This is a genomic window from Brucella sp. HL-2, from assembly GCF_025846885.2.
GTDB lineage: Bacteria > Pseudomonadota > Alphaproteobacteria > Rhizobiales > Rhizobiaceae > Brucella > Brucella quorumnocens.
In genome coordinates this window covers 572,862-596,641 of the sequence record NZ_JAOYTK010000001.1, presented here as the reverse complement: position 1 = coordinate 596,641, position 23,780 = coordinate 572,862, and the positions used below count along the sequence as shown (strand labels likewise).

The window sequence follows — 23,780 nt, the reverse complement described above, 5'->3', positions numbered from 1 at the left end:
ATAAAAAAAGGGGAACGGAAATGAAGAGACTAGTAGTCGCCGCACTCGCCACCATGCTGATGAGTGGCACAGCGCTTGCCGATACAACATTGAAGCTGGTGGAGGTTATCACCAGCCCGGAGCGCACCAAGACGCTTGAATCAATTGTTGCAAAGTTTGAAGCCGCCAATCCAGGAACCAAGGTGGAAATCATCTCGTTGCCATGGGGCGAATCCTTCCAGAAATTCGCAACCATGGTTTCGGCTGGTGAAATTCCTGACGTCATGGAAATGCCCGACACCTGGGTTTCGCTCTATGCCAATAACGGGATGCTGGAAAGCCTCGAGCCATATCTGGAAAAGTGGGAAACCACGCCAGACCTGACCGAGCGTGCGCTTGAGCTTGGCCGCAGCGTCAAGAACACTGCCTATACGCTGCCTTACGGTTTTTATCTGAACGCCATGTTCTACAACAAGAAGCTGCTGTCTGAGGCTGGTGTATCCGAGCCGCCAAAGACGATGGACGAATTCGTTGAGGCTTCCAAGAAGATCGCAGCCCTTCCCGGCAAGTCAGGCTTCTGTATGCGCGGTGGTCCCGGCGGACTTAATGGCTGGGTGATCTTTGCTGCGTCCATGGCAGGCAACAATAAGTTCTTCAATGAAGACGGCACCTCAACCATGAACAGCGAAGGCTGGAAAAAGGGTATCACCTGGATGGTCGATCTTTACAAGAACGGCCTCGCACCAAAGGACAGCGTGAACTGGGGTTTCAACGAAACCGTCGCTGGTTTCTATAGCGGCACCTGCGCCTTCCTCAATCAGGACCCGGACGCCCTGATCGCCATTGCCGAGCGCATGAAGCCTGAAGATTTCGGCGTTGCCATTATGCCAAAGGGCCCGGATGGCAAGACCTTCCCGACCATTGGCTTTGCCGGATGGTCGATGATGAGCGGAAGCAAAAACAAGGACCTTTCCTGGAAGCTGATTTCCACCCTTGAAGGACCCGAAGGCAACATCGAATGGAACAAGCGCACCGGCGCGTTGCCGGTTCTCAAATCCGCACAGAACGATCCGTTCTATAGCGGTGAGCAGTTCAAGGGCTGGTTCGATGAACTGGCTGACAAGAACGTCGTTCCAACCGTGATGCCGACCTATCTTGAAGAATTTGCCTTCTTCAAGGATTCGCTCGTCATCAAGACGTCGCAGGAAGCGCTTCTCGGCGACATCACGCCGGATCAGTTGGCCGACCAGTGGGCAGAATATCTGACCAAGGCACAGCAGAAGCACCTATCCAAGCAGTAAGCCGCGTAAACTTGGCAGGCGCGGAGTTTTCGCGCCTGCTCATCATCTTCATGCAATCCCCGCGAAGGGAAAAATGATGACCGACACCGCTTCCATAAAGGCCCCGGTGCGCAGCGAAGTGCCAAAGCAGGACCAGCGCAGCTTTTTGCAGCGTTTTGCGCATGCCTCCGAACCCTATCTTTACAGTGCTCCGGCGCTGATCCTGATTGGCGCTATCATGCTGGTTCCGCTGGTCCTTGGCGTGTCCTATGCCTTTCGCGATATCCAGTTGCTCAATCCGTTTTCCGGCGGCTTTGTCGGGCTTGAACATTTTCGGGAACTTGCAACCGATCAGGCGTTTTATCGCTCATTGAAAAACACGCTCTGGTGGACGGGTTGTTCGGTCCTGCTGCAATTTGTGTTTGGACTTATTCTGGCATTGCTGCTCGACAAGCCGTTTGCGGGTCGCGGTCTGGCGCAAGCGCTGATCTTCCTGCCATGGGCAGTGCCAACATTCCTGACCGGTCTTAATTGGGCATGGCTGTTTAACCCCGTTATCGGTCCACTTCCTCATTGGCTGTACGCCATTGGACTATTGAGTGCGCCTGACAATATCCTGTCCGATCCCAATCTTGCCATGTGGGGCATTATCACCGCCGGTGTCTGGTGGGGGATTCCGTTCTTTGCGATCACCATGCTCGCGGCCTTGCAGGCCATCCCACGCGATCTTTATGAAGCAGCCGCAATTGATGGCGCGGGCCCAGTGCAGCGCTTCCTTTCTATTACGCTGCCTTATCTTGCACCAACCATGGCCATTACCATTTTGTTGCGCACCGTCTGGATTGCCAACAGTGCAGATCTGATTGTCGTGATGACCGGCGGTGGCCCGGCCGACCGCACGCAGATCGTCGCAAGCTACATTTTCACGCAGGCTTTCAAGCGGCTCGATTTTGGCTATGCGTCTGCCATTGCGATGGTGCTGCTCGTGTTGCTGATGGTCTATTCGATGCTCATCGTGCTGTTGCGCCAGACGCTGCTAAACAAGGATTAAGGTCATGACAAACCGTAAATTTCTCCTTGTCGGCGCACATCGCATAGCTATTTTGCTGTTTGTTCTATTCGCGCTTTTTCCGATCTTCTGGCTGGTCAAAGTTTCGGTCACGCCCAATGACCTGCTGTACAGCGAAGGTGTGCGGCTCTGGCCATCGCGCACGACGTTCGATCACTTCAGCCATGTCTTGAATAACAGCTCGTTCCCGCTGTTCTTCCGCAACAGTCTGATCGTGTCCGGCTCAACCGCCATCATCGTCACGCTGTTGGCATCACTTTCCGGTTATGCGCTGTCACGTTTCAACTTCCGCGCCAAATACTGGATCGTAGCGCTGATGCTGCTCACCCAGATGTTTCCGCTCGTGATGCTGATCGCGCCTATCTATAAGATCATGGCGCCGCTCGGCCTCACCAACAGCCTGATCGGCTTGATCATCGTTTATTCGGCGTTCAATGTACCTTTCGCAACCTTCCTGATGCAGTCGTTCTTCGACGGTATTCCGAAAGACCTCGAAGAAGCTGCGAAGATTGACGGTGCAACGCAATTCATGGCGTTTCGCCAAATCATTCTGCCGCTCACCTTGCCCGGCATTGCAGCCACGCTCGGCTTCGTTTTCACTGCTGCGTGGAGCGAGCTTCTGTTCGCGCTGATGCTGATTTCCGGCAATGATTCAGCCACGTTCCCGGTCGGGCTTTTGAGCTTTGTCTCAAAGTTCTCGGTCGATTTCGGACAGATGATGGCGGCGGGTGTGCTCGCACTGATCCCGGCCTGTCTCTTCTTCTTCCTCATTCAACGATATCTCGTGCAGGGCCTCACGGCTGGCGCGGTCAAAGGCTGAAAGGATTTTTCCCTATGGCTTCCATCGATATTCAGTCAGTCCGCAAGAGCTATGGCGAACATGCTGTTCTGCACGGCGTTGATCTTGAGATCAAAGATGGCGAATTCATTGTGCTGGTCGGCCCGTCAGGCTGTGGCAAATCCACATTGCTGCGCATGATTGCTGGCCTTGAAGACATCACTGCCGGCCAGGTGCAGATCAGTGGCAAGCGCGTCAATGAACTCGCACCCAAAGACCGCGATATTGCGATGGTGTTTCAGTCCTATGCGCTCTACCCGCATATGAGTGTCGCCGACAATATGAGCTACAGTATGCGGCTGCGCAAAACGCCGAAAGAAAAGATTGCAAGCGCCATCAAATCGACCGCCGCCAAGCTGGGCCTTGATCCTTTGCTCGAACGCCGTCCGAAGGCGCTTTCCGGCGGCCAGCGTCAGCGTGTTGCCATGGGCCGCGCCATTGTGCGTCAGCCCAAGGCCTTCCTCTTTGATGAGCCACTTTCCAATCTCGACGCCCGACTGCGTGAGCAGATGCGCGCAGAAATCAAGAAACTTCATGCAGAGTTAAAGGCTACTTCGATCTACGTCACGCATGATCAGATTGAGGCTATGACTTTGGCCGACCGTATCGTCGCCATGCATGGTGGCGTGGTGCAACAGGTCGGCTCTCCACTGGAGCTTTATGACCGCCCGGCCAATCTCTTCGTGGCAGGTTTCATCGGTTCACCCGCCATGAATTTTCTCGATGTTGCCTATCTTGAACAGGATGGTGGTCCGCGTTTGAAACTCAAGGACGGCACGCTCATCGCGCTACCGCAGCCCGTAAAACTCAAGGATGGCGCGAACGCCACGCTTGGCATTCGTCCAGAGCATGTTCATATCGAGAATTCAGCAGGCCTGACGGCTGATGTCGATTTGGTCGAGCCGACCGGCTTCGGCATTATCCTGCATCTCAGCCTGCACGGATTGCCGTTCAAGATTTTCACGCTCGATCGCGATGCGCTTCATGCGCAGGGTTCTGTTCAAGTGAGCTTCCCGGCACAGCATCTCCATCTGTTCGATGGCGAAGGAAATCGCGTCGATATTGCTTAAACTGCTTCCGAAAACCGTGTCTGGATGCTTTGTGAAAGCAGGGCTACAGGTCGGGTCTGATCGCCCGCCGCAACCCAGATCAGCTCTTCGATTTCGCTTGAGGCGGTGGGTATCTGCCCATCGTTTAATGCAAGGTGAAACAATTCGGCTTCAACAGTTGCACCTTCTTCATTGGCAGCCGGTGCCGACATCTTTGCAGCATAGCGCAATTGGCTCTCATCAATGAGAATCCCAAGCTCTTCCGCGATCTCGCGGATAAGGGCTGTTTCAGGCTTCTCGCCTGCATCAATCTTGCCACCAGGCTGGAAGAAAATCTCGCTGCCGCGCTTGCGCACGAGGAGGAAACGGCCCGCGTCATCACGGACAATGGCTGCTGCAATAAGAATCGTTTTCATAAGGGCGAAACATCGTCGCGAACACGCACACCGTCAAGAATGATTGCTGCAATGGAGCGTGCTGTCTGCTCATAAAAATCAGGTTCTTCCGTGCGCTTGCCAAGAACGGCTGCGACCTGAACCGAGAAGTCGGAATAATGCTGTGTCACCGCCCAGATCGTGAAAATGAGGTGGTAAGGATCAATCGGCGCAATGCGCTTTTCCTCGATCCAGCGATGAATGACCCGCGCCTTTTCATCGACCAGATCTTTCAGATGACCTTTGAGAAAATCGGTAATGGCCGGAGCACCATGCAGAATTTCATTTGCGAAAAGGCGCGATGCTTCCGGTCTCTTCGCAGAGAGTTCAAGTTTCTGCGTAATATAGTGCCGGAGTTCATCCAGCGGATCGCCTTGCGGGTTGATGCTCTCAAACGGGCCGAGCCATTCTGTGAGTGTCTCTTCGAGAACTGTCACATAGATATTCTGCTTGCGCGGAAAGTAATAAAGCAGGTTTGGCTTCGACATCCCTGCCTTTTCGGCGATCTGGTCGACGGTAGATCCGCGAAAGCCATAGGCAGAAAAGACGTCCAAAGCCGCATCCAGAATGAGCCTGCGATTGATTCCCTGAATGCGGGTCGCACCCTCCGCCTTCTCGTTCACACCTGCTTCGACGGGAGCTGTCGCATCTGTGACCATTTAACACCTTTTGACAGAGCAAAATTTCTTAAAACCGCTTGACCAGTGTCGAACGCTCTTCTAGCCTGCATTTTGACCAACTAGTCAAGTTTTTGCAATTGTTGCAAGAAGATTGAGGCCAAAGAGCCAGGTCGCGGGAACAACATATCATGCGAAGCGCTGGCAGCAATGCCGCCGTTGATGCATGCTTGAAATGTGGAGGCAGAGCGTATGGTGCTCAGCAACAATCCCAGTTTCAGCAATCTCAAGGTCGATGGTGATCGCCTGTGGGACAGCTTGATGGATATGGCCAAAATTGGCCCTGGTATTCGTGGCGGCAATAACCGCCAGACGCTGACCGATGAAGACAGCGAAGGCCGCCAACTTTTCCAGTCGTGGTGTGAAAAAGCCGGACTATCGATGACCGTCGATACGATGGGCAACATGTTTTTCCTTCGCCCCGGCGAAGATGCGGATGCTGATCCGGTCTATATGGGCAGCCATCTCGACACGCAGCCGACAGGCGGCAAATATGACGGCGTGCTCGGTGTGCTGGGCGGACTTGAAGTCATGCGCACATTGAACGACACCAATATCAAGACAAAGCGTCCTATCGTGGTGGTCAACTGGACCAACGAAGAAGGTACACGTTTTGCGCCTGCAATGCTGGCATCCGGCGTTTTTGCTGGCGTGCATGAGCAGGACTGGGCCTATGAGCGCACCGACGCCAAAGGCAAGAAATTCATTGATGAGCTGGAACGCATTGGCTGGAAGGGTGATGAGCCGGTCGGCAAGCGCAAGATCCACTCGATGTTCGAGCTCCACATCGAACAAGGCCCGATCCTCGAAATTGAAAACAAGGATATTGGCGTTGTCACCCATGGCCAGGGGCTGTGGTGGCTGCAGGTTACACTGACCGGCAAAGAAGCGCATACCGGCTCGACGCCGATGAAGATGCGCAAAAATGCAAGCGTGGGCTTGGGTAAGATGCTGCAACTCGTCAACGAGATTGCCATGTCACATCAGCCGGATGCCGTGGGCGGCGTAGGCCATATCGAAGTTTCGCCGAACTCACGCAATGTGTTGCCGGGTCAGATCGTCTTCACCGTCGATTTCCGCTCTCCGAACCAGAAAACACTCGATGCCATGAAAGAGCGTTTTGAGGCCGAAGCGCCTAAGATCGCAGAGGAACTGGGCATCGGTATCGAGATCGAAGTGGCCGGACATTTCGATCCTGTCACATTCGACGAAGGTTGCGTCACCGCCATCCGCAATGCAGCTGAACGGCTTGGTTACAGCCATCGCAATATCGTTTCGGGTGCTGGACACGATGCCTGCTGGATCAATCGTGTAGCGCCAACTGCCATGGTTATGTGTCCATGTGTGGATGGCCTGAGCCATAATGAAGACGAGGAAATTTCAAAGGAGTGGGCATCGGCTGGCGCTGATGTGCTTCTTCATGCCGTATTGGAGACTGCTGAAATTGTGAGTTAGCATTCGTTCCATCCAATACTGCTTAATGTTCGAAACAAAACCAAAAAGGGGAACGCGAACATGGTAAGTTCTGGGGCCAGCAAAGTGATCAAGGGCGGCACAGTTATTACTGCCGACCGCACCTTTAAAGCCGACGTTCTCATCGAAGGCGAGAAGATTGTTGCCGTGGGTGATAATCTGACCGGCGATGAAACCATTGACGCTTCGGGCTGTTACATCATGCCCGGCGGCATCGATCCGCATACGCATTTGCAGATGCCCTTTATGGGCACCTATTCATCCGACGATTTCGATACCGGCACCGCAGCCGCGCTTGCTGGCGGCACGACGATGGTCGTTGATTTCGTGCTGCCTGGACCGGAAGGCAATCTGCTCGATGCGTTGCAGGAGTGGTTTCAGAAGGCAGGCAAGGCCCGCACCGACTATTCATTTCACATGGCAATCACTGGCTGGAGCGAGCGCGCCTTCAATGAAATGCCGGAAGTGGTGAAACGCGGCATCAATACTTTCAAGCACTTCATGGCCTATAAGGGCGCCTTGATGGTCAATGATGACGAGATGTTCGCATCGTTCCAGCGCTGCGCCGAACTTGGCGCTATGCCGCTCGTCCATGCTGAGAACGGCGATATCGTTGCACAATTACAGGCAAAGCTTCTCGCCGCTGGTAATGACGGACCAGAAGCACATGCCTATTCGCGCCCGCCGGAAGTGGAAGGGGAAGCCACTAACCGCGCCATCATGATCGCCGATCAGGCGGGTGTGCCGCTTTACGTGGTGCATGTCTCCTGCGAGCAGAGCCATGAAGCGATCCGCCGTGCGCGTCAGAAAGGGATGCGCGTTTATGGTGAACCACTGATCCAGCACCTGACACTGGATGAGAGCGAGTATCATAATCGCGATTGGGATTATGCCGCGCGCCGCGTGATGTCGCCGCCGTTCCGCGACAAGCTCAATCAGGATAGTCTCTGGGCAGGCTTAGCTGCAGGCAGTCTGCAATGTGTTGCAACCGATCATTGCGCCTTCACCTCCGAGCAGAAGCGTCATGGCATTGGTAATTTTACCAAGATTCCAAATGGTACAGGCGGGCTTGAAGAAAGGCTTCCTGTGCTGTGGACACGTGGCGTTCGCACCGGCCGTCTCACGCCCAATGAGTTCGTGGCTGTCACCTCCACCAACATCGCGAAGATTCTCAACATCTATCCGCGAAAGGGTGCGATCCTGCCGGGTGCTGATGCCGATCTCATCATCTGGGACCCGGAAGCGACTAAAAAGGTCTCGGCAAAGACGCAACATTCATCCATTGATTACAATGTCTTCGAAGGTTTTGAGCTGAAAGGCCTGCCGGTCAAGACGTTCTCGCGCGGTCGCCTTGCTTTCGACAAGGGGCATGTAACAGCACAACCGGGCGATGGCCGTTTTGTTGAACGCGAACCAAATGGTGCGGTGAACAAGGCATTGTCGCAGTGGAAGGAAATCGTTGCGCCACGCAAGGTGGAACGCAGCGCCGAACATATGCCGATAGGGGTCTGATACATGGCTCCAGCTCAGCTTCGGGAAATACGCATGAATTCGAATGATAGCGTGGCCCCGAAGAGGGGCTTGGATGATGCGCAGACGGTGATTAACGTCGAGGATCTCTCCTTGGTGTTCGAGACCAATGATGGTCCGGTTCATGCACTGTCCAACATTAATCTCACGATTAAGCGCGGCGAGTTTGTTTCCTTCATCGGCCCGTCGGGTTGCGGCAAGACCACGCTGATGCGTGTGGTGGCCGATCTTGAACAGCCAACCTCTGGCATTGTAACCGTCAACGGCAAGACGCCAGAGCAGGCGCGGCTGGATCGCTCATACGGATATGTCTTTCAGGCAGCCGCTTTGTTTCCATGGCGCACCATTGAAAACAATATCAGCCTGCCGCTTGAGGTGATGGGATATAGTGCCGCCGAGCGCAAAGCGCTGATCGAAAAGAACCTGGCACTGGTCAATCTCACCGGTTTTGAAAAGAAGTTTCCATGGCAGCTTTCAGGCGGCATGCAGCAGCGGGCATCGATAGCACGTGCGCTGTCGTTTGACCCGGACATGCTGTTGATGGACGAGCCTTTCGGCGCGCTGGATGAGATCGTTCGCGATCACCTCAACGAACAGCTTCTCAAGCTCTGGGCCGCAACGCAGAAGACAGTCATCTTCGTAACGCATTCCATTCCTGAAGCTGTGTTTCTGTCCACCAAAATTGTCGTCATGAGCCCGCGTCCGGGCCGCATTCATGAAATCATCGACTGCGATCTTGGTCCTGATCGGACGCTTGATATCCGTGAATCGGAAGCGTTTTTGAAGATAGCCCATCGCGTGCGCGAAGGCCTGCGGCTGGGGCATATCCATGAGTAAATCAGGGGGCATGAGTAAACGGCGGGGGCATAAATCAGGTGAAGGGGGGCGGCAAACATGAAAGCCTTTTTTCACGACAAATTTGTACCGGTTACGACGGTTCTCGCCATCATCATCGGGCTTTGGTATCTGCTTGCGGTCTTTCTCAATGCGCCGTTTGAACGCGATCAGGCGGAGCGCGCCGGAACCGAGATTGCATTCTCGACAATCGTTGCCAACACGATGCATCAGGACCGTCCTGTCCTTCCTGCCCCGCATCAGGTGACCGAAGAAATCTGGAAAACCGTCTTTGATGTTAAGCCGAGTTCCAAGCGCAGTTTGGTCTATCATGGCTGGGTAACGCTTTCGTCGACCTTGCTTGGCTTCGTGCTGGGATCGGCGCTTGGCGTATTGCTGGCGGTCGGCATCGTGCATTCGCGCACGCTCGACAAAAGCCTGATGCCGTGGATCATCACCTCGCAAACGATCCCCATTCTCGCCATCGCACCGATGATTATCGTGGTTTTGAACGCCATCGGCATATCGGGGCTTTTGCCAAAAGCCATCATATCGACTTACCTTTCCTTCTTTCCCGTGGCCGTGGGCATGGTGAAAGGTCTGCGATCCCCCGATGTCATGCATCTTGATCTGATGCGGACCTACAACGCGTCACAGAATCAAGTTTTCTGGAAACTGCGCTGGCCCGCTGCCATGCCCTTCCTGTTCACATCCATGCAGATCGCCGTCGCCATCAGCCTTGTGGGCGCTATCGTCGGCGAATTGCCAACGGGCGCAGTCGCGGGCCTTGGCGCACGTTTGCTTGCCGGTTCTTATTACGGGCAGACCGTTCAGATATGGGCAGCACTTATTGCAGCTGCGATCATGGCCGGAGTGCTTGTGGCCCTCGTCGGGTTTGTCGCAAGCGTCGTCAATCGACGCATGGGTGCAAAGCCAGAAAGGGCGGTAACATGACGAATGTCATAATCATCGTCGCACTGATTGCCGTCTCATGGGCGATTGTCGGTTGGGTCGCAAGCCTGAAATCCCGCAATCCCCGCAGCCAGAAATTGCTGGACATCGCGGTCCCTGCCCTGTTCGGCCTTGCAATGTTGCTCCTGTGGGAAGTCACTGTGCGGTTGTTTGCCGTGCCGCAGGTGCTTTTGCCCGCACCATCGGTTATATGGGCGCGGATAACCAGTTCCATCCCAATCCTGTGGGCCGACTTTCAGCAGACATTTCTTAAAGCTGTTATCATTGGCTATGTTGCGGGCTGCGGTCTGGGCTTCATCACCGCCATCATCGCTGACCGTGTGCCATTCCTGCGAAAAGGGTTGCTGCCGCTCGGCAATCTCGCTGCTGCCCTCCCCATCGTCGGCGTTGCGCCCATTATGGTGATGTGGTTCGGCTTCGACTGGCAGTCGAAAGCAGCCGTCGTCATCATCATGACCTTCTTCCCGATGCTGGTAAACACCGTTGCGGGGCTTGCAGCGAGCGGTTCGATGGAACGCGACCTGATGGAAACCTATGGCTCAAACTACTGGCAGACACTCGTCAAACTGCGCCTGCCTGCAGCTATGCCTTTCATCTTCAATGCGCTCAAAATCAACTCCACACTGGCGCTGATCGGCGCGATTGTCGCCGAGTTTTTCGGCACGCCGATTGTCGGTATGGGCTTCCGCATATCAGCTGAAATAGGCCGCATGAATGTGGATATGGTCTGGGCTGAAATCTTTGTAGCCGCTCTTGCAGGGTCGCTCTCTTATGGGCTGATCGCAATGATTGAGCGCAAAATGACATTCTGGCACCCTTCATACAGGAGGGCTTAAGCCTGAATATTTGGCATCTACAAAAATAAGGTAGAGCCTTAACCAGAGGAGAACTGAAATGAAAAAGGCAATTTCTGTATGCCTTGGAACAGCCGGACTGGCGCTCGCGCTTATGAGTAGCTCGGCAATGGCAGCGGACAAGCTGACCTTGCAGCTCAAGTGGGTCACACAGGGACAATTTGCAGGCTATTACGTTGCCAAGGACAAAGGCTTCTACGAAGCCGAAAATTTAGACGTGGACATCAAGCCGGGTGGCCCGGACGTTGCTCCGCCACAGGTGATTGCTGGCGGTGGCGCGGACGTGGTGGTGGACTGGATGCCTTCGGCACTCGCAACCCGCGAAAAAGGTGTGGCGCTCGTCAATATCGCACAGCCTTTTAAGAAATCCGGTATGATGCTGACCTGCCGCAAGGACACCAACATTACCAAGCCGGAGGATTTCAAGGGCCGCACGCTTGGCGTCTGGTTTGGTGGCAATGAATATCCGTTCCTGTCATGGATGAGCCATCTGAAAATTCCGACCGAAGGCGGCAAGGATGGCGTGACCGTCCTCAAACAGGGCTTCAATGTCGATCCGCTGATCCAGAAGCAGGCCGACTGCATTTCTACCATGACCTATAACGAATATTGGCAGGTGATCGATGCCGGGATTCCTGCCGACCAGCTCGTCGTGTTCCCTTATGAAGAACAGGGCGTGGCAACGCTGGAAGACGGGCTATATGTGCTTGATAAGAGCCTTGATGATCCTGCAATGGTCGACAAGCTCGCCCGCTTTGTCCGCGCTTCGATGAAGGGCTGGCAGTATGCATCAGAAAACCCTGCTGAGGCGGCCGAAATCATTCTCGAAAATGATGCTTCGGGCGCTCAGACTCAGGAAGTTCAGGAGCGGATGATCAAGGAAATCGGCAAGCTGATCGACGGTTCAGACGGCACGCTGGACGTGGCAGCGGCAGACCGCACGGTCGAGACACTACTCGGTGGCGGTTCCGATCCTGTGATTACCAAAAAGCCGGAAGGCGCATGGACCTCCAAGATCACGGATGCGATGAAGAAGTAACAAAGTGCATAACAAAGAACCCCGGAAGATTGCTCTTCCGGGGTTTTTTCTTTTTGCAAAGTTTACTTCAGCTTTTCTTCCAGTGCGACTGCCCTGACCAGCTCGCGCTCAAGCCGCGCTTCTTCCTCAACTCTTGGCTTGGTGAACCGACCAAGAAGAAGATAGGCGACCGGCGTCACAAACAAGGTTGCTATCGTGGCAAGACCCAAGCCGCCCACAATCACCCAGCCAAGCGCCACACGGGCTTCAGCGCCAGCGCCACTTGCCAGAATCAACGGCACACCACCCAAAACCGAACAGATCATGGTCATACAGACCGGACGCAGGCGGATATTTGCCGCCTCTTCAATGGCCTGTCGAACATTCATGCCCTTGTCGCGTAACTGATCGGCAAATTCGACAATCAGAATACCGTTCTTGGCCATGATGCCGACCAGCAGCACAAGGCCGATCTGGCTGTACACATTCAGCGTCGTGCCAGTGAGGATCATCGCGAAGACCGCACAACCAAGACCCAACGGCACGGTTGCCATAACGATCAGCGCACTCACAAAGCTTTCAAACTGTGCCGCCAGAACCAGCAGGATAATGATGATGGCAAAGCCAAATACCAGTGCAATGCCCGTCGAGGTTTCGCTCAGTGTCGAGGCTTCGGCAAGGGGGATGATATGCGCGCCGGGTGGCAATAGCGGAAGGGCTATTTCCAGTGCGGCAGCATAGGCGTCGCCCAAGGCGAAATCGCTGCGCAGGTCACTTGTAATCGCGATAGAACGCTGTCGTTCTTCGCGGTTGAGCTGTGGTGGAACCGCTTTTTCGACCACCGTTGCGATGGAAGACATTGGCACATAACGACCATCTGTCGTCTTCAGGAAGACGTTTTCCAGATCGGTTGGATCGTTGATCGGGTTGGTTGTCGATACAAGCTTCACATCGAAACTTCTGTCGCCAACATAGACCGAACCGATTTTACGACCATCAAGGACAGCCTGAACCGCATTGGCGAGACCGGTGATATCAATGCCCAGATCAGATGCACGCTCACGGTTGATCTCGACAGAAAGCTGCGGCTGTGTCGGTTCGACAGACAAACGCGGCTGCACAAAACGAGGATCTTTTTCGAGCGCTGAAACGATAGCGTCAGTGGCAGGACGCAGTTTCGCATAATCCTGACCGAGCACAGCAAACTGCAAGCCATTGCCTGCACCGCGAATACCCAGACTGTTGGGCTGCGCCGTGAAAATACGCACAGCCATAATCCCGCGTGTACGCGCAGTGATATCAGCCATGATTTCCTGCTGTGAGCGGCTGCGCTCTTTCCACGGTGCCAGCGTCAGAACCATAAAGCCGTTGTTTGACGAACCGCCTGACCCGGCAATGCCATAAGTGGTCAGGATTTCGCCGCTATCGCGCAAGGGCTGGATAGCCGTCTCGATCTTCTCAAGCTGCGACTGAAGAAACTCGACACTGATGCCCTGTGGCCCATTGATGCGCAACACTGCAACGGCGCGATCTTCCGTCGGTGTCAGCTCCTGTCGCAACATGCCAAAGCCGACATAGGAAGCACCGGCAAAAAGCACTGCAACCAGAACGACAATGAACGGTGCGGAGAGACAGGCATGCAGGCTCTTGCGATAGAAGTTCGCCAACCCACTGCCAATCCGACGCAAAAACTTTGGACCATGACCGCCACCCTCAGAGGCTTCAACACCTTCTTTAAGGAACCGCGATGCCAGCATCGGACACAAAGTCAGCGCAACAATCGATGACAGCAAAATAGCAATTGCCAGCACGAAACCGAATTCGCGGAACAGACCGCCAGCCTGACCGGGTAGGAAGGAAATTGGTACAAACACAGCCACAAGTGTCAGTGTCGTTGCAATAACAGCGAAGAATACTTCCTGTGTGCCAAGGACTGCAGCAGCACGCGGACCCATGCCCTGATTGCGTCGTCGCACGATATTTTCGAGCACAACGATCGCATCATCCACCACAAGGCCGGTGGCCAGCACCAATGCCAGCAAGGTGAGAATATTGACCGAGAAACCGCTCAGATAGATCGCCGCAATTGTGCCGATCAATGCCACAGGCATGGCCAGAGCAGGAATAAGCGTTGCACGGATATCCCACAAGAACATGAAGATGATGACGACAACGATGATGACCGAGGCAATCAGCGCAATTTCAACTTCGTGGATAGCACCGTTAATAAAGCTCGCGTCGTCACTGGTCACTGTCACATCGACGCCGGGCGGCAATGTGTTTTTCAGATTGGCGACTGCTGCCCGAATACCTTCCGAAATATCAAGCGTGTTCGACTGCGCCTGACGCACGATGCCAAGACCAATGGCTGTCTTGCCGTTCGACCGGACAGCCGAACTTTCAATATCCGGACCCAGTGTTACCGTCGCAACATCGCGGATCTGCGTGCGCCCTTTAACATAGACACTTTCGAAGTCTTCTGGCCGTTCAAGATTGGCCGTGGCGCGAACCACAATCGACTGATCGGAACTACGCAACGAGCCCGCTGGCGCATCAAGGCCCATGGACGAAAGTGCGCTGGAAATATCCGCGATAGTCAACCCGTAGCTTGCCAAGCGCGCCTGATTGATATCGATACGGAAAATCTTGTCGCGATCACCATTGATCTGCACATCGGCGACACCGGGAACTGCCGAGAGAACATCCTGGATCTGATCTTCAACCAACACCGTCATATCGTCGACCGCCATGGTGTCGGACGTTACAGCGAGGCGCATGACCGGATCGGCATTGGAATCGGCCTTGATGATACGCGAAGGATCAGCTTCCTCAGGCACATCGTTTGCCACACGTGAAATGGCGTCACGCATATCGGCTGCAGCGACATTAAGATCAACGCCGTCGTTGAACTCAACCGTGACACGGCTGCGCTCAAAAGAAGACGACGACGAAATGGATTTCACGCCCGATACGCGGGCAACGGCATTTTCAAGCACCTGTGTCAGCTGACGGTCAATGGTTTCAGCCGAAGCGCCACTGAAATCGGTGCTGATGGTAACGACTGGCCGGTCCACATCCGGCAGCTCCCGGATGTCGACGCCGGTAAAGGCCGCAAGGCCCGCAACGATGATCAGAACATTGATGACGAAGGCAAAGACCGGGCGCCGAATGAACAGCGCTGTCGATCCACCGGTATGGCCCGAATGCGAATTAGGATTGCTCACGCTTTATCCTCACCCTGCAACGCGGCTTTTGGCGGAAGGATCAATGCGGGCGGTGCCTTGCTCATCCTGCAAACGGACCGGTGCATCATCGCGCACAGTCTGCACGCCTTGCGTAACGATCATGTCGCCTTCCTTAACTGCACCGTCGATCAATATGTTGGTCGAATTGCGCTGTACGATGCGCGCAGCAACCTTCTTCGCGACGCCTTCTTCCACGCGCCAGACGTAAGAGCCGTCAGCACCCCACTGGATAGCCAGCGGATCAACGGAAGGATAATTATCTCCTGGGAACAAAACAGTCACCGAGAACGACATGCCAGCACGCAAGCGGTCCTGATCGTTGTTGATCTCGGCACGAACATGCAATGTACGGCTCGCTTCATCGAGCATATTATCAACAGCGTTGATTTCACCCTTATGCGTCACGCCGGGAAATGCTGTGGATTCGGCTGTCAGCGGCTGACCAACTTTGATCTGTGGCGCAAAACGTTCCGGCACCCAGATGTCGATCAGTACCTTGGAGCGATCATCAATGCGGGCGATTGAAGTTTGTGCCGTGACATAGTTCCCGGCATTAACCGGCAAGATACCAACAACACCGGAAATCGGTGCGCGTACCGTGCGGCGGCTCAGTGCGAGCTGTGCATCTTCCAATACAAGCTTGGCGTTGGACAAAGCCAGATCAGCTTCAACTTCCTGCACCACCGTTGCCGTATTCGTGGCCCGCAAACGTACGATGCGCTGGCGGGTGGTTTCCGCATCTTTCAGCGCGATCTGCGCCTTGCTGACCGCAATGGTCTCGGTTTCATTATCCAGCACTGCAATCGGATCACCAGCCTTGATGGAATCGCCTGCTTTCACAAGCAGCTCATCCATATAACCGCTCGAATAAGGCGTGACTGAAACTGTGCTCAGCGCGCGTGCGGAACCAATGGCTGTGAGGCGACTGTTGATCGTCTCCTCGCCTGCCGGTTCAACAACAACCAGCGGAGCACCGCGTCCTGAGGCTGATCCATGCGTCTGCTGTCCGGGAGCTGCGCCTGATGCCGTTTGCGCCAAAGAGTCCTTGTTTTTATAGATGTACCAACCGCCACTGGCGGCAATAATAACAAGCAGGCACAGAACAATCTGCTTCCAAGACTTCATTCAACTCTCCGGCAGGGCCTTATCGAATGCCTCGACAAGCCGCTGATTCAAACCATTCATATTCACGTTGGGCGCAGGATAAGCTGCAAACAGTATCAAAATAATGATCGCCCCAATAGATTGCACCGAAAGTGCCGCCATTGAAGCATCACAGATTTCCCTTTTTGCGAGTTTGCACGTCGCGATTCAGCACGTCGAGTTAAATTTCGGTAATGCTGGCAAAGGAGTGGGCTACAGTATTTCTGGATTAAGTTGAATCATTAGAAATGCGTCTCACTTTTTGTGTTACGCACGTCTTGTTCCGAAAACCGGTGCCCACTTTTCGGGATATGCTCTCAGTTGTTTCAATCAAAAACGACAAAGTCCGTTGGAATTATCGTGTGCCACCATATATAGAAGGCGATATTTATATGTATCGCATTGTGATGAGCTTTCTGGATAAGGCACGGCTGCATTGCAGCCACACAGCCTGTCGGTTTGGATTTGACGTATGGCGGCTGTTGAAAAAACCATGGATACGGGTGGGGTCGTTGCCGATGCAGCTGCGCAGCATTCCGCTGTGGCATCTCCCAAAGACGATAAGATGTCGCCTATCCATTTCACGCGTCTTCGCTGGCGAAACCGGCTTTCAAGCAAGCTCCTTATCCTAACCGCTCTTGCCGTTCTTATCGCTGAAGTTCTGATCTTCGTGCCGTCCATCGCCAATATGCGTGTGCGTTGGATGAGTTCACGCCTCGACACCGTAGATGCTGTGAGCGAAGTGCTTATTGCGAGCGGCAACATCAATATTCCACGCGAGGTTCAGGATAAGGTTCTGCTTGCAACCGGCACCAAAGCAATTGCGCTGCGTGAAGCCGGTGCATCCCATCTTCTGGCAATGAGCGAAATGCCGGGCACGATCGATCAGGTGGTCGATCTCAATAATATCAGTGAAGCCGCTGCCATCTGGGATGCATTTGGAACGCTCTTTAATGGCGGCAATCGCACGTTGCGCATTTATGGATCGAACCCGCCATCGGCCAATCCGGGACGGATTATCGAAATCGTCACATCGGACGCCCCGCTGCGCCATGCCATGCTGAGTTATGCGACCAATGTAGCGATCATCTCTCTGCTTATCTCGGTTATAGCCGCAAGCCTTATCTATCTGATCATTCATGAGATGCTGCTGCGTCCTGTGCGCCTTATGCATCGCAATATGATTGATTTTGCCTCGGCACCCGACAATCCAACCCGGATTCTCGTGCCTGAAAACCGCAAGGATGAATTCGGTATAGCGCAACGACAGATCGCACACATCCAGAGCGATTTGCAGCGCACCCTGAAAGAACAGAAACATCTGGCCGATCTCGGCCTCGCTGTTTCCAAGATCAATCATGACATGCGCAACATTCTGGCATCGGCGCAGCTCATGTCAGATCGACTGGCCGACACTCAGGATCCGATGGTGCAGCGCTTCGCGCCAAAGCTCATCCACACGTTGAGTCGTGCCATCAATTACTCTGAAAGCGTTATGGCCTATGGCCGCTCGCAAGAGGCCCCACCTGCCCCGCGCCGCGTGCAACTGAGCACCGTCATTCTTGATGTGCAGGAAACGCTCAATCTGAAAACGGAAAGCGGTATCGAGTTCGAAAATCTCATTCCAATTGATTTCGAACTGAATGTCGATTCCGAACAGCTGTTCCGTGTGTTGCACAACCTGTGCCGCAACTCCGTTCAGGCCATGGAGCGTGATCGGCGTAGCGATGTGTCTACCGTCAAGCGCCTCACGCTATCTGCAGGTAGAATCGGGACCACAACAATTATCGGCGTCGAAGACACTGGCCCTGGCCTGCCGCAGAAAGCACGCGATAATCTCTTTACTGCGTTTAAGGGCTCTACACGCAGCGACGGCACAGGCCTCGGCTTGGCGATTGCACAAGAGCTGGTGCGCGCGCATGGCGGCACGATCGAACTGCGTGAAGATCGGCCCATCGGCGCGCATTTCGAGATTCGTCTTCCTGACCTGCCGAATTGGAATGACAAGCGAAACAGCCAATCTGAAAGCGAAGTGGCCTGATTTTTACGGTGCACTCAAAAAATGCTCATAAAAAACAGAGCGTTGATACAGCTGATTCCTGTTTGCGACTGCCTTAAAACGAGTGCGGCGGAAGATTTTCGCGCTTTAGGTTAGTTTTCCACGTTCTAAAACACCGCGGAAACCCTTGGAAATGCGGGCTTTGACAAGAAAACTTCACATAAGCGCATTTTTTTCCAAGAAGGTGCTTGCTTTTAGTAATCCGTCCGATTATCAACCGCCCATCGCCGCAGCAATCGCGGCACACAGGCAAGCACCCGTAGCTCAGCTGGATAGAGCACCAGACTACGAATCTGGGGGTCAGAGGTTCGAATCCTTTCGGGTGCGCCATTCTTTCTATATAAAATTCAATGTTTTTAGATCAGCGGAAACGCTGATTTACTAAAACTATTCAGCTACTTAGAGCGCCGTGCACCCTCTTGGGCGTACAAAGGTCGCTCTAACACTTTATATTTACAGCATAATTCCTTAAACTGATTCAAGTTTAAGGAATTATGCTGTAGCCGATAAGTTTCTGCAGGAATTCTTCTTTGTAAAGAGACTCGGACGAGTGATATGAATTTGCTTTTCCATTCACAAAATCAAATCGCAGGTCATCGCAAGTCATGGCGAACCGCAATGATATCTATCATTGTGAAGTTTGAACTTTAATCTCGGGGGGATACGGCCTTGGTTTCCAACCTGGAGGAAACTGGTGCTGCGAGAGAGGATTGAACTCTCGACCTCTCCATTACCAATGGAGTGCTCTACCACTGAGCTACCGCAGCATTCTCTTGAACGCGGCGGACTTCTGCCACATCATTACGCAAACCGCAAGCAAGCAATCGCATTTCTTTTCACTTAATGTGGAAATCATTGGATACTCGCTTTGAAACCGGCTTTTCGTAGGCTTTTTACCGTAGTACATGAGACCTATGAGCGAAAAAAAGACAAAAAACGACAACGAAGCCCAATCTGATCCACGCGAAAAGCGGCGCGCGGAGCAGCTCCGTGCGAATCTGATGCGCCGCAAAGTGCAATCACGTTCGCGACGCGCGGGCGATGCAGATGAGCGAAATGACGGCATTACAGCCGGCAAAGAAGATAATGATTAGAGCCGTTTCACAAAATGTAAGAACCGATTTTCTGCGCTGAACTGCAAATTGCCCGAGAAGCGGGTAGCGCTTCATATCCCGACATTTGAGCCACACTCGTAACAGATAGATGCAAATGCCGGAATCGGACCACTAGAGCGCCGTGCGCCTTCTTGGGTGCACAAAGGTCGCTCTAACACTCTATATTTACAGCATAATTTTACCTTAAACTGATTCAAGTTTAAGGAATTATGCTGTAGGCAAGCTTTAAGGAATTCGATTTAAGCTGAAACAATCGCAGCAAAGCCTTCCTTGAAGATAGGGAGCACCTGCGTTAAAAGCGCAGTTCAATTCTTGATGGCGTTGCGGTCCGGGTACGATTCGTGATCGACGTAATTTTGCCGTAAGAACAGTCATTTCATAATGCAACGCTGCATGCTTGAACGCTGCGGAATTTGCAAAAATCGATTACCGGGCAATGGCTTCGGCCCAGAAGGTGAAACAGCATGGATCGCATCAAAATCGTCGGCGGCAACAAGCTCAACGGCGTTATTCCTATCTCTGGCGCGAAAAATGCTGCGCTTCCTTTGATGATCGCCTCCCTCCTCACCGACGATACGCTGACGCTTGAAAACGTGCCGCACCTCGCCGATGTCGAGCAGCTGATCCGCATTCTTTCCAATCATGGTGTCGATTATTCGGTTAATGGACGCCGCGAACACCAGAATGGAGCCTATTCGCGCACCATTCATTTCACAGCCCGCAACATCGTCGACACCACCGCTCCTTACGAGCTGGTTTCCAAGATGCGCGCGAGCTTCTGGGTAATCGGTCCGCTTCTGGCGCGCATGGGTGAAGCCAATGTGTCCCTGCCCGGCGGCTGTGCGATCGGCACGCGTCCGGTTGACCTGCTGCTCGAATGCCTTCAGGCACTCGGCGCTCAGATCGACATTGAAAACGGTTATGCCAAGGCGCGCGCGCCAAAGGGTGGCCTTGTCGGCTCACGATACAAGTTCCCGAAGGTTTCCGTCGGCGCGACCCATGTCATGCTGATGGCTGCAGCCCTTGCCCGCGGCGAAACGGTTATCGAAAACGCAGCCCGCGAACCAGAGGTCGTCAATCTTGCGGATTGCCTGAATGCAATGGGCGCAAAGATCAGCGGTGCCGGAACCAGCACGATCCATGTTGAAGGCGTCACCAGCCTGTCAGGTGCACGTGTTCGCGTCATTCCTGACCGCATCGAAACCGGTACTTATGCCATGGTCGTTGCCATGACCGGTGGCGATGTGCTGCTCGAAGGCGCACAGGAAAGCCAGCTTACAGCAGCGCTTGACACATTGCGTAAGGCTGGTGCGGAAATCACCGAAACCAACAGCGGCCTGCGCGTTGTGCGCAATGGTCACGGAATTCATCCGGTTGATGTGACGACCGATCCATTCCCCGGCTTCCCGACCGATCTTCAGGCGCAGTTCATGGGCCTGATGACCATGGCAAAGGGAACCTCGCGCATTACCGAAACGATCTTCGAGAATCGCTTCATGCACGTGCAGGAACTGGCGCGTCTTGGCGCAAAGATTTCGTTGTCCGGCCAGACCGCAACCGTTGAAGGCGTTGATCGTCTCAAGGGTGCGCAGGTTATGGCGACCGATCTGCGTGCCTCGGTTTCTCTCGTCATCGCAGGCCTTGCTGCCGAAGGCGAAACCATCGTCAACCGCGTCTATCACCTTGATCGCGGCTTTGAACGCCTGGAAGAAAAGCTCTCGCGTTGCGGCGCGAATGTCGAACGCATCAGCGGCTAAAATCTAAAAGCCGGAAACTTGTTTCCGGCTTTTCTTTCATTTCAGGCTTATTAATCAACAGGCTGAAAAGCCTGTCGATTTTTTTGTGCTGGCATGTAAAGTTGCACTACGCGATCTGAAAAATAGCAGGGAACGATGCCAGATATGGAAATGTTGAAGCTTGTGGCACTGGATGAGGAGGATTTGCAGGTCCTGTCCGCCCATCTTCAGGATGCAGTCCTTAAAGTCTCCGATCTTCAATATCTTGCGAAGGACAAACGCTTTGTCCTGACTGCCAACCGTTTTGCTTGGGAAGAAGCCAAGCCAAAGCTGTTTCGCAAACCCCAGTATCAGCGCCGTCGCGCCACATTGCATTTCAATCGTGTAACGGTCGCGAAAGCAACAGGCATTGATCGGCAGAAACCGGATGAGGTTCTCTCGCTGCTCGCCATCCGTTTTATTGTCAGCGAAGCGCCAGCTGGAACAATCGAACTGACTTTTTCGGCAAATGCGGCTATCCGACTGGATGTGGAATGCATAGAAGCACAGTTGACGGATCTGGGGCCTGCCTGGGAAACAGCTTCTGTGCCGCGACACGACACCTGATTGTCGCGGACGACTGCTTCACATAACTGACGGGCTACGCCCAGACTGCCAATTACCAGACTGACTTTTAAAGGAATACCAGCGTGGTCACGACGCTCAGACAAACCGATCCCGATTTTGAACAGAGCTTTGCTACTTTCCTGACCGGTAAGCGCGAAGTCTCGGAAGATGTGGATCGGGCTGCCCGCGAAATCGTTGATCGCGTGCGCCGCGAAGGCGATACAGCGCTTATTGAATATTCCCAGCGGTTTGATCGTATCGATCTTCATAAGACCGGTATCCGCGTGACGGAAGCAGAAATCGATGCGGCCTTTGATGAGGCACCCGCTTCGACTATTGAAGCATTGAAGCTTGCTCATGAACGCATCGAAAAGCATCACGCACGACAGCTGCCCAAAGACGACCGTTATACCGATGCGCTTGGCGTTGAACTTGGTTCTCGCTGGACGGCAATTGAAGCGGTAGGCCTTTATGTACCTGGCGGCACGGCAAGCTATCCAAGTTCTGTGCTGATGAATGCAGTGCCTGCGAAGGTTGCAGGCGTTGACCGGATCGTCATGGTTGTCCCCTCGCCCGATGGCAAGCTGAACCCACTGGTTCTGGTGGCAGCACGTCTCGCAGGTGTATCGGAAGTCTACCGCGTGGGTGGTGCTCAAGCCATTGCAGCTCTCGCTTATGGCACCGAAACCATTGAGCCGGTCGCCAAGATCGTTGGCCCCGGCAACGCCTATGTGGCAGCCGCCAAGCGCATTGTGTTCGGCACGGTGGGCATCGACATGATCGCAGGGCCTTCCGAAGTGCTGGTGATTGCCGATAAGGACAACAATCCAGATTGGCTGGCCGCCGACATTCTGGCGCAGGCGGAACATGACACCGCAGCACAGTCGATACTGATGACCAATGATGAGCCTTTTGCAAAGGCTGTCGAAGAAGCCGTGGAGCGTCAGCTCAAGACGCTGCCACGCGCTGAAACAGCCGCCGCAAGCTGGCGCGATTTTGGTGCTGTCATTCTGGTTGAAGACTTCGACGCTGCCATTCCACTGGCAAACCGACTTGCCGCCGAGCATCTGGAAATCGCCACCGCAGATCCTGAAGCGCTGCTGCCCAAAATTCGCAATGCCGGTTCGATCTTCATCGGCGCCCATACGCCGGAAGTGATTGGTGATTATGTCGGCGGATGCAATCACGTTCTGCCAACAGCGCGCTCTGCACGATTCTCGTCCGGCCTTTCGGTTCTTGATTATATGAAGCGCACCTCGCTTCTCAAACTTGGCCCGGATCAGTTGCACGCCCTCGGCCCCGCAGCCATAGAAATCGCTCGTGCCGAAGGCCTCGACGCCCACGCGCAATCTGTCGCCATCCGGCTCAATCTATGAGGTATCATGACCGCCGGCGTTCCTAATGCCCGTCTAGTTGACGTCGAGCTCGATGAATCCATCGGCCGCTCGACGCCTGACGTCGAGCATGAACGCGCGGTCGCGATTTTTGACCTGATTGAAGAAAACGCTTTTCACCCGGTCGGCGATGATACGGGTGGTCCTTACAAGCTGAAGCTTTCACTGATGGAATCACGTCTGATTTTTTCCATCATGCGTGAAAGCGGGGATGACGTTGCTACTCACATCCTCTCGCTAACCCCGTTGCGGCGCGTTGTGCGCGACTATTTTCTGGTTTGCGAAAGCTATTATGAGGCCATTCGCTCCGCGAGCCCCAGCAAGATCGAGGCGATCGATATGGGGCGGCGCGGCTTGCACAATGAAGGCTCACAAACTCTTCAAACGCGACTGAACGGCAAAATCGAAGTCGATTTTGCGACTGCGCGGCGTCTTTTCACGCTCGTCTGCGTGCTGCACTGGCGGGGCTGATTCT

Annotated in this window: 21 protein-coding genes and 2 tRNA genes; 17 read left to right on the top strand and 6 right to left on the bottom strand. The window is 54.0% G+C overall.

Annotated elements, in window-relative coordinates:
- The first annotated feature begins 20 nt into the window (after positions 1-20).
- From OIV19_RS02820 to OIV19_RS02805, 4 genes are all read left to right on the top strand, one after another.
- Positions 21-1,280 carry an ABC transporter substrate-binding protein gene (locus OIV19_RS02820; protein WP_264230599.1) on the top strand — a complete coding sequence of 420 codons (1,260 nt, stop codon included), beginning with the start codon at positions 21-23 and terminating at the stop codon, positions 1,278-1,280.
- Between the two features lie 76 nt (positions 1,281-1,356).
- Positions 1,357-2,310 (top strand): carbohydrate ABC transporter permease, encoded by a 954-nt coding sequence (locus tag OIV19_RS02815; RefSeq protein ID WP_095446004.1) that lies wholly within the window; start codon positions 1,357-1,359, stop codon positions 2,308-2,310.
- A 4-nt stretch (positions 2,311-2,314) separates the two neighbouring features.
- Entirely contained in the window at positions 2,315-3,148 is an 834-nt protein-coding gene (locus OIV19_RS02810; RefSeq protein ID WP_095446003.1) for a carbohydrate ABC transporter permease, read from the top strand.
- A 14-nt stretch (positions 3,149-3,162) separates the two neighbouring features.
- Positions 3,163-4,236, top strand: a complete 1,074-nt coding sequence (locus OIV19_RS02805; protein ID WP_264230598.1) for a sn-glycerol-3-phosphate ABC transporter ATP-binding protein UgpC — start codon at positions 3,163-3,165, stop codon at positions 4,234-4,236.
- Here OIV19_RS02805 and OIV19_RS02800 read toward each other — a convergent pair.
- Both OIV19_RS02800 and OIV19_RS02795 read right to left on the bottom strand, forming a co-directional pair.
- A complete protein-coding gene (locus tag OIV19_RS02800) occupies positions 4,233-4,631 on the bottom strand; it encodes an NUDIX hydrolase (protein ID WP_264230597.1) in 399 nt (132 codons plus the stop codon). The genes OIV19_RS02805 and OIV19_RS02800 overlap by 4 nt on opposite strands.
- Entirely contained in the window at positions 4,628-5,308 is a 681-nt protein-coding gene (locus OIV19_RS02795) for a TetR family transcriptional regulator C-terminal domain-containing protein (protein ID WP_095446000.1), read from the bottom strand. Before OIV19_RS02795 ends, OIV19_RS02800 begins: the two co-directional genes overlap by 4 nt.
- Positions 5,309-5,518: 210 nt before the next feature.
- Between OIV19_RS02795 and OIV19_RS02790 the strand changes: the two genes are divergently transcribed.
- The 6 genes from OIV19_RS02790 to OIV19_RS02765 are packed head-to-tail and all read left to right on the top strand — an operon-like array spanning position 5,519 to position 12,028.
- Positions 5,519-6,781, top strand: a complete 1,263-nt coding sequence (locus tag OIV19_RS02790; RefSeq protein WP_264230596.1) for a Zn-dependent hydrolase — start codon at positions 5,519-5,521, stop codon at positions 6,779-6,781.
- Positions 6,782-6,841: 60 nt separating this feature from the next.
- Positions 6,842-8,311: a dihydropyrimidinase gene (gene hydA / locus OIV19_RS02785; RefSeq protein WP_264230595.1), complete on the top strand. Its 1,470-nt coding sequence runs from the start codon at positions 6,842-6,844 to the stop codon at positions 8,309-8,311.
- Between the two features lie 33 nt (positions 8,312-8,344).
- On the top strand, positions 8,345-9,166 hold the full coding sequence (locus OIV19_RS02780; RefSeq protein WP_095445997.1) for an ABC transporter ATP-binding protein: 822 nt from the start codon (positions 8,345-8,347) through the stop codon (positions 9,164-9,166).
- 57 nt (positions 9,167-9,223) lie between these two features.
- Positions 9,224-10,117, top strand: coding sequence for an ABC transporter permease (locus tag OIV19_RS02775; RefSeq protein WP_264230594.1), 894 nt, complete (start codon positions 9,224-9,226; stop codon positions 10,115-10,117).
- Complete coding sequence (locus OIV19_RS02770; RefSeq protein WP_264230593.1) at positions 10,114-10,971, top strand: ABC transporter permease; 858 nt, start codon at positions 10,114-10,116, stop codon at positions 10,969-10,971. The genes OIV19_RS02775 and OIV19_RS02770 overlap by 4 nt, the downstream gene beginning before the upstream one ends.
- Positions 10,972-11,029: 58 nt before the next feature.
- A complete protein-coding gene (locus tag OIV19_RS02765) occupies positions 11,030-12,028 on the top strand; it encodes an ABC transporter substrate-binding protein (RefSeq protein ID WP_264230592.1) in 999 nt (332 codons plus the stop codon).
- A gap of 62 nt (positions 12,029-12,090) precedes the next feature.
- Here the strand turns inward: OIV19_RS02765 and OIV19_RS02760 are convergent, their stop codons facing one another.
- The 3 genes from OIV19_RS02760 to OIV19_RS02750 are packed head-to-tail and all read right to left on the bottom strand — an operon-like array spanning position 12,091 to position 16,518.
- Complete coding sequence (locus OIV19_RS02760) at positions 12,091-15,231, bottom strand: efflux RND transporter permease subunit (RefSeq protein WP_264230591.1); 3,141 nt, start codon at positions 15,229-15,231, stop codon at positions 12,091-12,093.
- A 9-nt stretch (positions 15,232-15,240) separates the two neighbouring features.
- Positions 15,241-16,377: an efflux RND transporter periplasmic adaptor subunit gene (locus OIV19_RS02755; protein ID WP_264230590.1), complete on the bottom strand. Its 1,137-nt coding sequence runs from the start codon at positions 16,375-16,377 to the stop codon at positions 15,241-15,243.
- Positions 16,378-16,518, bottom strand: a complete 141-nt coding sequence (locus tag OIV19_RS02750; protein ID WP_157743452.1) for a hypothetical protein — start codon at positions 16,516-16,518, stop codon at positions 16,378-16,380.
- 349 nt (positions 16,519-16,867) lie between these two features.
- Here OIV19_RS02750 and OIV19_RS02745 point away from each other — a divergent pair, with 349 nt between their 5' ends.
- Together OIV19_RS02745 and OIV19_RS02740 are read left to right on the top strand one after the other, a co-directional pair.
- Entirely contained in the window at positions 16,868-18,436 is a 1,569-nt protein-coding gene (locus OIV19_RS02745) for a sensor histidine kinase (protein WP_151095063.1), read from the top strand.
- A 271-nt stretch (positions 18,437-18,707) separates the two neighbouring features.
- Positions 18,708-18,784: transfer RNA gene (locus tag OIV19_RS02740), tRNA-Arg, on the top strand.
- 362 nt (positions 18,785-19,146) lie between these two features.
- Here OIV19_RS02740 and OIV19_RS02735 read toward each other — a convergent pair.
- Positions 19,147-19,221 (bottom strand) — tRNA-Thr (locus tag OIV19_RS02735).
- Positions 19,222-19,368: 147 nt separating this feature from the next.
- Here OIV19_RS02735 and OIV19_RS02730 point away from each other — a divergent pair.
- From OIV19_RS02730 to OIV19_RS02710, 5 genes are all read left to right on the top strand, one after another.
- On the top strand, positions 19,369-19,548 hold the full coding sequence (locus tag OIV19_RS02730; protein ID WP_095445990.1) for a hypothetical protein: 180 nt from the start codon (positions 19,369-19,371) through the stop codon (positions 19,546-19,548).
- Between the two features lie 485 nt (positions 19,549-20,033).
- Positions 20,034-21,326, top strand: a complete 1,293-nt coding sequence (murA, locus tag OIV19_RS02725) for a UDP-N-acetylglucosamine 1-carboxyvinyltransferase (protein ID WP_095445989.1) — start codon at positions 20,034-20,036, stop codon at positions 21,324-21,326.
- Between the two features lie 144 nt (positions 21,327-21,470).
- Positions 21,471-21,911: a DUF2948 family protein gene (locus OIV19_RS02720; protein ID WP_095447837.1), complete on the top strand. Its 441-nt coding sequence runs from the start codon at positions 21,471-21,473 to the stop codon at positions 21,909-21,911.
- A gap of 83 nt (positions 21,912-21,994) precedes the next feature.
- The gene (hisD, locus tag OIV19_RS02715) at positions 21,995-23,287 is read left to right on the top strand and encodes a histidinol dehydrogenase (RefSeq protein WP_264230589.1); all 1,293 of its coding nucleotides are present in this window, start codon (positions 21,995-21,997) and stop codon (positions 23,285-23,287) included.
- A gap of 6 nt (positions 23,288-23,293) precedes the next feature.
- Positions 23,294-23,776, top strand: coding sequence for a UPF0262 family protein (locus OIV19_RS02710; protein WP_095445987.1), 483 nt, complete (start codon positions 23,294-23,296; stop codon positions 23,774-23,776).
- Positions 23,777-23,780: the final 4 nt, after the last annotated feature.